General features: G+C 63.1%; 9 protein-coding genes. 6 read left to right on the top strand and 3 right to left on the bottom strand.

Annotated features, from left to right (window positions below):
* The first annotated feature begins 291 nt into the window (after positions 1–291).
* The 4 genes from HJB82_RS06520 to HJB82_RS06535 all read left to right on the top strand — a co-directional run bounded on the left by HJB82_RS06520 (position 292) and on the right by HJB82_RS06535 (position 6,934).
* Positions 292–1,497, top strand: coding sequence for an efflux RND transporter periplasmic adaptor subunit (locus HJB82_RS06520; RefSeq protein WP_207581095.1), 1,206 nt, complete (start codon positions 292–294; stop codon positions 1,495–1,497).
* Complete coding sequence (locus tag HJB82_RS06525) at positions 1,494–4,649, top strand: efflux RND transporter permease subunit (RefSeq protein WP_221132078.1); 3,156 nt, start codon at positions 1,494–1,496, stop codon at positions 4,647–4,649. Before HJB82_RS06520 ends, HJB82_RS06525 begins: the two co-directional genes overlap by 4 nt.
* 271 nt (positions 4,650–4,920) lie before the next feature.
* On the top strand, positions 4,921–5,919 hold the full coding sequence (locus HJB82_RS06530) for a flagellin (RefSeq protein WP_207581093.1): 999 nt from the start codon (positions 4,921–4,923) through the stop codon (positions 5,917–5,919).
* Between the two features lie 349 nt (positions 5,920–6,268).
* Positions 6,269–6,934 (top strand): OmpA family protein, encoded by a 666-nt coding sequence (locus HJB82_RS06535; protein ID WP_003564977.1) that lies wholly within the window; start codon positions 6,269–6,271, stop codon positions 6,932–6,934.
* A gap of 49 nt (positions 6,935–6,983) precedes the next feature.
* Here HJB82_RS06535 and HJB82_RS06540 read toward each other — a convergent pair whose 3' ends face one another.
* Positions 6,984–7,391, bottom strand: a complete 408-nt coding sequence (locus HJB82_RS06540; protein WP_221132076.1) for a DUF2000 family protein — start codon at positions 7,389–7,391, stop codon at positions 6,984–6,986.
* A gap of 41 nt (positions 7,392–7,432) precedes the next feature.
* Between HJB82_RS06540 and HJB82_RS06545 the strand changes: the two genes are divergently transcribed.
* Positions 7,433–8,344 (top strand): AraC family transcriptional regulator, encoded by a 912-nt coding sequence (locus tag HJB82_RS06545; protein ID WP_207581091.1) that lies wholly within the window; start codon positions 7,433–7,435, stop codon positions 8,342–8,344.
* On the opposite strand, the gene HJB82_RS06550 is transcribed toward HJB82_RS06545, so the two are convergent.
* Together HJB82_RS06550 and HJB82_RS06555 are read right to left on the bottom strand one after the other, a co-directional pair.
* On the bottom strand, positions 8,304–9,398 hold the full coding sequence (locus HJB82_RS06550) for an AbrB family transcriptional regulator (protein WP_221139730.1): 1,095 nt from the start codon (positions 9,396–9,398) through the stop codon (positions 8,304–8,306). The two genes, HJB82_RS06545 and HJB82_RS06550, sit on opposite strands and share 41 nt — an antisense overlap.
* 254 nt (positions 9,399–9,652) lie before the next feature.
* A complete protein-coding gene (locus tag HJB82_RS06555; RefSeq protein ID WP_221132073.1) occupies positions 9,653–10,555 on the bottom strand; it encodes a LysR family transcriptional regulator in 903 nt (300 codons plus the stop codon).
* A 92-nt stretch (positions 10,556–10,647) separates the two neighbouring features.
* Here HJB82_RS06555 and HJB82_RS06560 point away from each other — a divergent pair, with 92 nt between their 5' ends.
* Positions 10,648–11,682, top strand: coding sequence for an aldo/keto reductase (locus tag HJB82_RS06560; protein ID WP_221139731.1), 1,035 nt, complete (start codon positions 10,648–10,650; stop codon positions 11,680–11,682).
* Positions 11,683–11,717: the final 35 nt, after the last annotated feature.

The following is an 11,717-nucleotide window of genomic DNA, read 5'->3' on the forward strand; positions in this document are numbered from 1 at the left end:
TCTGAAAGATCGCGGGGCGCTTCAGAAATCCAACCACATCGGCAGCGATTCTGGACGGCATCTCGCCCGACAATCGGCGGTGTTAAAGGCATGGCAGGGGTTTGTTCAAGCAAAAGTGAGCGGCCGGGTTATTTCCATTCTTTGCTGATATTACAAATCGGTAATGCCGGCTGCTTATGCTTGCCGGTAAACTGTAAACGCGCGATATTGTCGCATCAGACGGGAATCTTGATCCCGCAGCGCCTCTTTCGACCGACCCTGGTCCAACCTCGAGTCCCTCCGGAGACGTGAATGGCTTTTTGGAAGCAGTTTGTACTTTCGCTCATCGTCATTGTTGCCGGCTTCGCCGCGTGGGTTTTCTTTGTGCCCGGTGCCGGCGATACGATGCGCGATGCAGGTATTCCAGGCAGCATCGTTTCCAAGATCGCGCCAAAGGCTGAGGGGACCGCGGATGCCGACGCTCCCGCGCGGGCGCAAGGGCAGCAACGTGGTGAGGGACAGGGGCAGAACCGCCGAAATGCCGACGGGCGCAACAGCGCCATCCTCGTTGCGACGCAGGCCGTTGTCCAGGGCGTCGTCAACGACCGGCTGAACGCCATCGGCACGGGTGACGCGATCCGCTCGGTCGCGGTCACGCCCCAAGCATCGGGTACGATCCGCGAAATCCTCATCAAGTCGGGCGACAGGGTGAAGGCCGGCCAGGTGCTCGCCACGCTCGACAGCGAGGAGCAGGTGATCGCCCGCGGCCAGGCGGATGTGGCAGTCAAGGCTGCCGTCGAGAAATCCAATCTCTATCACAACATCAAGTCCAGCGTGTCGCGCATGGACGTGTTCGATTCCGAGATCGCCGAGCAGGGGGCGCGGCTGCAGCTGCAGGCCGCCGAACTCAATCTCGCCCGGCGCAACATTATCGCGCCGATCGACGGCATCGTCGGTATCTTACCGGTCAACATCGGCGACAACGTCACGACGAGCATCCCGATCGTCACGCTCGACGACCGGTCGGAAATTCTCGTCGACTTCTGGGTGCCGGAGCGCTTCGCCAACACGGTATCGCTCGGTCAGCCGGTCGAGGCGATGTCGGTGGCAAAAGCCGGACAGGTATTTTCGGGTATGGTCGAGGCCGTCGACAACCGCATCGACGCGGCAAGCCGCACGCTTCGCCTGCGCGCCAAGATCGGCAACAGTTCGGATGAGCTGCGCGCCGGCATGTCCTTCAGCGTCAGCATGAAATTTGCCGGCGACAAATATCCGGCAGTCGATCCCGTCTCGGTGCAGTGGGATTCGCAGGGCTCCTTCGTCTGGCGGGTCAACGACGACAAGTCGCGCAAGGTGCGGGTCAGCGTCGTGCAGCGCAACCCGGATTTCGTGCTCGTCAAAGCCGACCTCAAAGACGGCGACAAGATCGTGACGCAGGGTCTGCAGCGCGTGCGGGAAGGCGGGGCGGTGCGTCTGAGCGCCGATGTCGCCGCGAATGCGGAGGTCGCCACCCAGTGAGCGTGACCGAGATCCATCAGGACAGGCCGTCGGGCAAGCAGAGCTTCACTGCGCTTTTTGTTCGCCGGCCAATCCTGGCGCTGGTGTTCAACACGCTGATGGTCGTCGCCGGCCTTGCGGCTTACGTCGGCGTCGAGGTGCGTGAACTGCCGGATGTCGACCGTCCCGTCGTCACTGTGCGCACGACCTTCGACGGCGCATCGCCGCAGACGATCGACCAGGAACTGACCAAAGTGATCGAGGGCGCGGTGGCGCGTGTCAGCGGTCTGAAATCGATCTCATCGACCTCTTCCTTCGGCCAGAGCCGGGTGACGCTCGAATTCTCCGATGCGATCGATCTCGCCGTCGCCGCCAACGACGTGCGCGACGCGATTGGCCGCATCACCCAGAACCTGCCTGACGAAGCGGATGCGCCGCAGATCGTCAAGGCGGACTCGGATTCCTCGGCGATCATGCGTCTTGCCGTCACCTCCACCAAGCTCAACATGGACGACCTGACACAACTCGTCGAAAACGAGGTGATCGACCGCCTCGCATCTGTCGACGGCGTCGCCGACGTTGAGGAATATGGCGACCAGGAGAAGGTTTTCCGCGTCGATGTCGACCAGGGCGCGCTGGCGAGCCGGGGACTGACCATCGGCGATCTGACGAAGTCGCTCGACAACGCTGCACTCGACGTGCCGGCGGGATCGCTGAAGAGCAATACGCAGGATATCGTGGTGCGCGCCACCGCCAACCTGCAGACGCCGGCAGATTTTTCCAAGGTTATGCTGCAGGACCGTGTCAGGCTTGGCGATGTCGCGACGGTGACGCTCGGACCACGCGACGGCGAAACGGCGCTGCGCTCCAACGGCAAGCCGGGCATCGGCCTCGGCATCATCCGCCAGGCACAGTCGAACACGCTGAATATCTCGACCGGCGTCAAGGCCGCCGTCGAGCAGCTGTCGAAGACGCTGCCGGAGGGCACGACGATCGCGATCACCAGCGATGACGCCGTCTTCATCCAGGGTGCGATCCATGAGGTGGTGCTGGCGCTGGTGCTCGCCGCCGTTATCGTCACCGCCGTCATCTATCTCTTCCTGCGCGACTGGCGCGCGACGCTGATCCCGGCGGTCAGCATGCCGGTGGCGCTGATCGGCACGCTGGCGGCGATCTATATGGTCGGCTTCTCGATCAACATTCTGACGCTGCTCGCGATCGTGCTGGCAACGGGCCTCGTCGTCGACGACGCGATCGTGGTGCTCGAAAACATCGTGCGCCGGCGCGCTGAAGGCATGGGGCCGCGCGCGGCGGCCGTGCTTGGAACACGCGAGGTGTTCTTCGCCGTTATCGCCACGACCGCGACTCTCGCGGCTGTGTTCATACCGCTATCCTTCTTGCCGGGACAGGTCGGCGGCCTCTTCCGTGAATTCGGCTTTGTGCTCGCCTTCTCCGTCGGGCTGTCGTCGATCGTGGCGCTGACGCTCTGCCCGATGCTTGCCTCGCGCATGCTGACCAAGCCGATGATCGAGGATCACGGCGCGCTCGGCCGTTTCGGCGGGGCGCTTGCCCGCCTCTACAAATGGGCGCTGCACGGCTGCCTCAACGCCCCCTTCGTCGTCATCCTGTTTTCGGTAATCCTCGCCGGCGCGGCACTCGTCGCCTTTTCCACAGTCAAGAGCGAGTTGACACCCGAAGAGGACCGGTCGATGGTGATGATGCGGCTGACGACGCCGCAGGGATCGAGCCTCGAATATACGCGCGACAAGATGCAGCTCGTCGAGGAATATCTGCAGCCGCTGGTCGATAAAGGCGACATCCGCAACGTCTTCTCGATCTCCGGCCAGGGTGGTTCGCTGAACAGCGGCTTCATGGTGTTGACGCTCGCTCCCTGGGGGGAGCGCCATCGGACGCAGGCGGAAATCGTCGCAGACATCAACCAGGCGGCATCAAGGGTGCCGGCCCTGCGCGGCAACGCCATCTCCTCCAACAGCCTGCGCATCCGCGGCGCCGGCAGCGGCTTGCAGATGGCGTTGATCGGCAATGATCACGAGGCGCTGACGGCGGCCGCCGCCAAGCTGGTCCAGGCACTCGACGCCACCGGCCAGTACGATACGCCGCGCCTGACCAACGAGCCCAGCCAGGCGCAGGTGTCGGTGGCGATCGACCGCGAGCGCGCTTCCGATCTCGGCATCGACATAACCGGGCTTTCGACGGCGATCCAGTCGCTGCTCGAAGGGCGCTCGGTGGTCGACGTCTTCGTCGATGGCGAATCCTACCCCGTGCTTCTGACGTCGACGACGCGGCCGATTGACGATCCGACCGACCTAGAGAACGTGTTCCTGAAAACCGGCGACGGCAAGATCGTGCCGATGTCGGTGATCGCCACGATGAAGGAAGGTTCGGTCGCGCCGCAGCTCAACCGCGAGCAGCAGCTCGCCTCGGTCGCGATCACTGCCGGTCTCAGAAACGGCATGTCGCTCGGCGATGCGGTCAAGCAGGTGACGCAGCTTGCGCAGCCGTTGCTGCCGGCTGGCGCACGCCTACTGCCGCTCGCCGAAGCCGCGACGCTGGAAGAGAATTCAAATGGCATGGCACTGACCTTCGGCTTTGCCATCGTCATCATCTTCCTGGTGCTGGCGGCGCAGTTCGAAAGCGTGCTCTCCTCGCTGATCATCATGTCGACGGTACCGCTCGGCCTTGCCTGCGCCGTGTTCGCGCTTGTTATCACCGGCTCCAGCCTCAACATCTACAGCCAGATCGGCCTGGTGCTGCTCGTCGGCGTCATGGCGAAGAACGGTATTCTGATCGTCGAATTCGCCAATCAGCTGCGTGACCGGGGCGAGGACGTGCGCTCGTCGATCGAGAAGGCGTGCGCGTTGCGCCTCCGCCCTGTCATGATGACGATGATCGCCACCATCCTCGGCGGCGTGCCGCTGGTCTTTGCCCATGGCGCGGGCGCCGAAGCGCGCGTCGCGCTCGGCTGGGTGATCGTCGGTGGTCTCGGCTTTGCGACGCTGGTGACGCTGTTCATCACGCCGGTCGCCTACCTGCTGCTTGCCCGCTTCGCCAAGCCGCACGCTCATGAAGAAGCGCGGCTACACGAGGAGATGGCGGTCGCCACCCGGCCGCGCGCAGCATCCGCCGAGGAGCAGCTTCAGGCCGCCGAGTAAAGTTCACATCCGACTTAAGCGCCGCCGGATCCCGTCTGACGGCATTTTTATGGGCTATGAACCTTACGAAATAAGATAAATTACTTCCGAAGTTTAGCCGTTTGTTAAGCATAAACGGCAATTATCGTTACCAGTAACCGGCTGGTCTTCTTCATTTCTTGAAGGCTGCAATTCGCTGGAGTTCCAGCGACCTCGGACATGAATGTCCGCGCGGCAACGGTTCATTTCTTGTGTCGTTTGCGTCTGTTTTGCGTTTTGGAGTTTAGTTCCCGTGAGTATTTATCAGCGCGTCTCCGTGGACGCGGCGCTTCATGTGCTGCGCGATATCAACCGGAATATGACGGTCACGCAGAACCACATCACGACCGGCATGCGTGTCGCAAAAGCCGCCGACAATGCCGTCTACTGGTCGGTCGCCACCACCGCGCGCACTGACAACAAGGCGGTTTCGGCGATCCAGGATGCGCTCGGCATGGCGGCTGCGACGATGGGCACAGCCTATACCGGCGTCCAGAACGTCATCGACGTCGTCTCCGAGATCAAAGCCAAGCTGGTTGCCGCAACCGAAGACGGCATCGACAAGAACAAGGTCGATGAAGAGATCAAGCAGTTGCAGGAGCAACTGCGCAGTGTTTCTGAATCAGCAACCTTCAACAGCGACAATTGGGTGATCCTCAACAACGACGCGACGCCGACGCAGCCGCGCCAGATTCCGGCCTCCTTCATCCGCAATGCCGACGGGACGGTCTCCGTCGGCATGCTGAGCTATCATATCGACACGACGCCGGTCGGAGCCACGACCTCCAAGGATGCGCGCTATCTGATCGACGACCGTGCCACCGGTTCCGGTGAATATGGCGTGCTGACCTCGTCCAATTTCGCCACCGAACTCGGCGCCGCACAGAACTACGTGTTGATGACGAGCAAGAACGGCACCACGGCCGGCCAGGTGGTGATCTCGGTGGCAACAGGTATGACGAAAGGCCAGATCGGGCAGATGATCAGCGTTGTCGATGCGGCGCTGACGCAGCTGACGACGGTCGGTTCGGCCTTCGGCGCGCTGGAAAAACGCATCAACCTGCAGAACGACTTTGCCACCAAACTGCACGATAACAACACCGCCGGCATCGGCCGCCTCGTCGATGCCGACATGGAGGAGGAGTCCAGCAAGCTCAAGGCGCTTCAGACGCAGCAGCAGCTCGGCTTGCAATCGCTGAATATCGCAAATGCCACTTATGATACGGTAAGGCAGTTGTTCCAGAATTTCTAAGCGATCGCCCAGCCCGCCACCCTCGTGGTTCGAGACGGCCCCTAAAGCGCGTCGCGATCCTTCGGATTCGCTTCTCGCGCTTTAAGTCTTTGTTTTTATGTATGTCGTTATCCCGGAACCGCTGCACAGTTCCGGGCGACATGCATTCGGGCCTTCTTACCGGGCTTATCGTCGCACCTTGCTGCCCGTAAGCGTGGTCGATCTGTCAAAACCGGTGATATCAGCGCATTCCCGCAACATGGCGCCTGTTTCGGCGACTGAAATTCCCTTATCAACAGCACATCTTCATTTTCTTGCCGCAATCCTTGCCATTTGCTCGCATCAGCTTTGAACGGAGACCGACCTGTCCATGATCAAGAAATTCCTACTTCTGGCTGTTGCAGCAAGCTATCTCAGCGCTTGCACGACGACCGATCCCTATACCGGTGAACAGAAGGTTTCCAATACGGCGGGCGGCGCGGCGCTTGGCGCCCTCGGGGGCGCTCTCGTCGGCGTGGCTGTCGGTGGCGGCGGCCACGGCAAGCGCAACGCAGCGCTGATCGGCGCCGGCGTCGGCGCACTCGCCGGCGGCGCGATCGGCAATTACATGGACCAGCAGGAATCCGAGCTTCGCGCCCAGCTCGAAGGCACCGGCATTTCGGTGACCCGCAACGGCGACAACATCATCCTCAACATGCCGTCGAACATCACCTTCGACGTCGACCAGGACGCGGTGAAGCCGGGCTTCTATCCGACGCTGAATTCGGTGGCGATCGTGCTGCGCAAATTCAATCGCACGCTGATCGACGTCAATGGCCATACGGATTCGACCGGCAGCCTGCAACACAATCAGGACCTGTCGCAGCGCCGCGCGCTTTCGGTTGCCGATTACCTCGGCGGCCAGGGAATCGACCAGCGCCGCGTGTCAGCCGTCGGCTTCGGCCCTTCGCAGCCGGTCGCTTCCAATGCGAGCGAGGCCGGCCGCGCCCAGAACCGCCGCGTCGAAATCCAGATCGCGCCGATCACCCAGGGCTGAGTGGGATTTTTCCGTCTTTGAAGCGGCCGGGCCATGCCCGGCCGTTTTGTTATTGCTGCATCGTCGCGCCCTTGGTGATTTTGTCGACGATCTTCTTTTCGGCCCGTATTGCGATGCCGACCACCTTGGCATCGTTGGGCGCAAACTCGGCGAAGACGGCGCGGTTGGCCGCGTCGTGGCCGGTCGCAAACATTTCCTCGATGAACAGCGAGGCGGTGATATCGCGCTCCAGCGCACGGCGGTGGACGGCTGACATCGTCGCCTCGTCAGCGGAGAGAACAATGATCGGCTGGATCGATAGTGGATTGTAGAGATTGCCGGCACGGTCCTTGTAGGGCTCGCCAATGATCTCGGGATGCCCGCCGGCGATGCCGCTCATCAGGAAGGCGGTGACGTTCAGCTTCTGCCAGCCGGCAAGATTGTTTCGCAGGACGACGGCAATTTTGGTATCAAACATCGGACAGTTACCTCTGTATCGGTCATGGAGTATCGGGCCCATTGAGCCAGGATCTACATCCGCAGGCCTTCGAAGGTCTTGAACGTTTGTGCGCAGGACCATCCGGCAACGCCATCCTGGCGGCGCCGGCTTTTCCCGGCATCGAGCGCATCGGGGCGCAATTCTCAGGCAATGCCTTCGAGCCGCACCGTCACGACACCTATGCGCTCGGCGTGACGCTGAAGGGGGTGCAGACCTTCCGCTATCGCGGTGAGCAACGTTTCAGCCTGCCGGGGCAGGTGATCGTGCTGCATCCGGACGAGGAGCATGACGGCGGGGCAGGGACCGAGGACGGGCTGCAATACCGTATGCTCTACCTGGAGCCGTCGTTGCTTCTCGAATGCCTGGAGGCGGATGGGGTCGGCCTGCCTTTCGTCGACGAACCCGTCATCGGCGATCCGGCGCTGGCGGGTGTGCTGCTCGCCGCTCTCAGCGAACTCGACCGCGAACTGGATGAGCTTTTCGTCGACGATTTCCTGTCGCAGGTGGCGGGCGGGCTGTCCCGGCATGCGTCGATGCCGCGCCGGCCGCTCGGCGGCGTTGCCTGGCGGCAGGCGCGGGCGGCGCGGGATTATCTCGAGGCGCATGCAACGCGGCCGGTACGCTCCGGTGAACTCGAGGCGGTGACCGGGCTCGACCGTTTCGCGTTGTCGCGGCATTTCCGGACGGCCTTCGCCACCAGCCCGCATCGCTACCTGCTGATGCGGCGGCTGCAGCAGGCGCGGGCGATGATCGGCGCAGGCGAGGGGATTTCGGATACGGCAGCGGCAACGGGCTTTGCCGACCAGAGCCATCTCAACCGGCATTTCAAGAAGGCCTATGGCATGACGCCTGGCCAGTGGGCAACGCTCGTCCACAACTCTGCGCGGCGCTTTACACGGGGTTTTCCGCAAGGCCTGAACGGCGGGCGGTGAAGCGGGCGAGCATCGGGCCGATCATCAGGATCACCAGGAAACGGCCGGTCTGCATCGCCATGACGAAGGGCACGTCGACATCGCTGGAGGCGGCGATAATGGCGACGGAATCGGCGCCGCCGGGGCTGGTGGCGAGATAGGCCGTCAGCGGATCGATGCCGGCGAAAATATGAAGGGCAGCCGCCATGCAGCCGCAGAGCGCCATCAGCAGGAGGATGCAGGCCGATACCCGCGGCAGGGCGCGCGCCACGTGGTTGATGATCGAACGGGTGAAACGCAGGCCGATGCTCCAGCCGACGAGCGCATAGGCGATGGCAAGCAGCCACATCGGCAGCTCGATCTTCAGGAGGCCCGAGCCCTGCAGAAAGGCGCCGAGAAAGAGCGGCACGATGATCGTGCCGCCCTGGATGCGCAGACGTTTTACGCCATAGGTACAAAAGGCCGCAAAAGCTAACGTCGCCGCAAAGGCCGGCCAGTCGACTTCGGGGAAGAGGACGAGCGGCGGCTGCTCGGCACCGTCGGCCGCCACCCACAGGCGCGAGATCACAGAGGCGCCGACGGCGACGAAGACGACGCGCAGATATTGCATAAAGGCGACGAGGCGGGCGTCGGCGCCATACGCCTCCGACATGATGACCATGGCGGACGCGCCGCCCGGCGAGGAGCCCCAGACGGCAGTCGTTCCCGGCAGGACCTGCCAGCGTGTCAGAAGCCAACCGAGGCTGGTGGCGATGGCGATGACCGAGAAGATGAACAGCAGAAAGAGCGGTGCGTCCTTTGCCATGGTGCCGAGAATGTCTGGCGTAATGGTGCGCGCCATCATGAGGCCGACGAGGACCTGGCCGAGCTGCAGCGGCCAGAAGGGCACATGAAGCTTTCCCTTGCCGACGGCGAGCGCCAGCAAGATCGCTGCGACCATCGGCCCGATCAGCAGCGAGGCAGGCAGGGCGAAGAGTTCGAGGAAGACGGTGAAAGCGAGCGAAAGCGCCAGCAGCAGCGCCCATTTCGGCAGGCCGGTATCGCGCAGCAGGCGGCTTGCGTCGCTGGGTGACATGTTCCCCGTATCTTTCCTGGCCGGTGCCAAGCCCTGAGGCTGAAGGTGGGAGGATGTCCCGGCATGGCAAAGAGCGGCCGGTGGCAAAGACCGCCTAGCGCGGTCCGGTATAGGCGGGTGCGAGGCGGACGGTCAATTGCGAAATCGGGCTTTATCGGCGTCCTGGACTGCGAAATTGATTCATCCGGCCCGTCAAGCCATTGTTTTTATGCGCGTCGTCGTCGCGAACTGCTGAACGGTTTGGCCGCGATGCATCAGAGACGCACGTGGCTGGCGAGAAAATCGAGCAGCGCGCGCACGCGTGCCGGCAGCGGGCCGCCTTGACCGATATAGAGAGCGTGGAATTCCTCGCGATCGCCGGGATTGAGGTTTTCGAGCACCGGCACCAGCCGGCCGGCATCGATATCGGCGCGCACGGTGAAGGCGGCAAGTCTTGCGAGGCCGGCGCCGGATAGCGCCAGATGCCGCATGGCTTCGCCGTCTCCCACCTGTACGCCCGGCATGATCGGGACAGTTACCGTCTCGCCTCCTTCGCGTAGCGGCCAGCCCTCGACGGCGCGGACGTAGGAAAAGCCGATGCGGCAGTGGCGGTGGAGATCGGTGACCGTGCGTGGCTCGCCGTGATGCCCGAGATAATCCGCCGAGGCAACGATGATCTTGCCGGTGGCGCCGAGCTTGCGGGCGATCAGGCTGGAGTTCTTCAAGGGGCCGGCGCGGATCGCGACGTCGGCGCGTTCCTCCATCAGGTCGACAATCCTGTCGGTATGGGAAATATCCAGCGTCACGGCGGGATGAAGCGCCATGAAGGCTGGAACCAGCGGCGCCAGCACATGATAGCCGAACGAGCCGCTGGTGTTAATGCGGATGCGGCCGGCGGCTTCCTCGCCGGTCGAAGCATGGCGTTCCGCCTCGCCGATATCTGCAAGGATGGCGATGCTGCGCTCATAAAAGGCGCAGCCCTCGGGCGTCAGTTGCAGCTTGCGGGTCGAACGATTGACAAGGCGGGCGCCGAGGCGTGCCTCCAGCCGGGCGACGAGCTTGCTGACGGCCGACGGCGTCATGCGGCGGGCCATGGCGGCCGCGGAAAAGCCGCCGCGCTCGACGACACTGACGAAGACTTCCATTTCACCGGAGCGGTTAATGTCCTGACGGCTCATGATGAATTCAAGTCACAGATGATTTGCTGGAATGCAATCTATATCACCAAACGGCCAAGGTCTATCCTACAGGAAACGAAGGAGACAGATCCATGGACTACAGAAATCTCGGCGCATCCGGCCTCAGAGTGCCGGTGTTGAGCTTTGGCGCGGGCACATTCGGCGGCAGCGGGCCGCTGTTCGGCGCCTGGGGCAATACCGATGCGGAGGAGGCGCGAAGGCTCGTCGATATCTGCCTCGAAGCCGGCGTCAATCTCTTCGACACGGCCGATGTCTATTCGGCCGGCGCTTCCGAAGAGGTGCGCGGCCAGGCGATTCGCGGCCGGCGCGACGCTGTGCTGATCTCGACGAAGACGGCGCTGCCAACGGGCGACGGGCCGCAGGACTGGGGAACGTCGCGGGCGCGGCTGATCCGTGCGACGGAAGATGCGTTGCGCCGGCTCGGGACCGACTATATCGACCTCCTGCAGCTTCACGCCTTCGATGCCTCGACGCCGGTCGAGGAGGTGTTGTCGACGCTCGACGGGCTCGTGGCATCGGGCAAGATCCGCTATGTCGGGGTTTCGAATTTTTCTGGCTGGGAGCTGATGAAATCGCTTGCCGTCGCCGAGCGCCACGGCCATCCGCGTTATGTCGCCCATCAGGTCTATTATTCGCTGGCGGGCCGCGATTACGAATGGGAGCTGATGCCGCTCGGCGCCGACCAGGGCGTTGGAGCCCTCGTCTGGAGCCCGCTTGCCTGGGGACGGTTGACCGGCAAGATCCGCCGCGGCCAACCGCTGCCGGCGTCAAGCCGGCTGCACGAGACGGCGCAGTATGGCCCGCCGGTCGACGACGAGAAACTGTTCGACATCATCGATGTGCTGGACGCCATCGCAGCCGAGACCGGCCGGACGGTGCCGCAGATCGCCATCAACTGGCTGCTCAGCCGGCCGACGGTATCGAGCGTCATCATTGGCGCCCGCAACGAGGAGCAACTCAGGCAAAACCTCGGTTCGGTCGGCTGGAGCCTGTCCAAGGATCAGATCGAAAGGCTCGACGCCGTCAGCGCTGTAACAGTGCCCTATCCCTATTTCCCCTATCGGCGGCAAGAGGGTTTTGCGCGGCTCAACCCGCCGATCGTCTGAGGCGCCGGAGACGGCGGACTTTGTGTATGGCTACC

The organism is Rhizobium sp. NZLR10 (genome assembly GCF_019685125.1).
Classification (GTDB): domain Bacteria; phylum Pseudomonadota; class Alphaproteobacteria; order Rhizobiales; family Rhizobiaceae; genus Rhizobium.

What these genes read in the sequence shown, in the direction of transcription:
- HJB82_RS06535 (WP_003564977.1), top strand. Translation starts at nt 6,269, where the DNA reads ATGATCAAGAAATTCCTACTTCTGGCTGTTGCAGCAAGCTATCTCAGC.
- HJB82_RS06520 (WP_207581095.1), top strand. Translation starts at nt 292, where the DNA reads ATGGCTTTTTGGAAGCAGTTTGTACTTTCGCTCATCGTCATTGTTGCC.
- HJB82_RS06540 (WP_221132076.1), bottom strand. Translation starts at nt 7,391, where the DNA reads ATGTTTGATACCAAAATTGCCGTCGTCCTGCGAAACAATCTTGCCGGC.
- HJB82_RS06560 (WP_221139731.1), top strand. Translation starts at nt 10,648, where the DNA reads ATGGACTACAGAAATCTCGGCGCATCCGGCCTCAGAGTGCCGGTGTTG.
- HJB82_RS06550 (WP_221139730.1), bottom strand. Translation starts at nt 9,398, where the DNA reads ATGTCACCCAGCGACGCAAGCCGCCTGCTGCGCGATACCGGCCTGCCG.
- HJB82_RS06555 (WP_221132073.1), bottom strand. Translation starts at nt 10,555, where the DNA reads ATGAGCCGTCAGGACATTAACCGCTCCGGTGAAATGGAAGTCTTCGTC.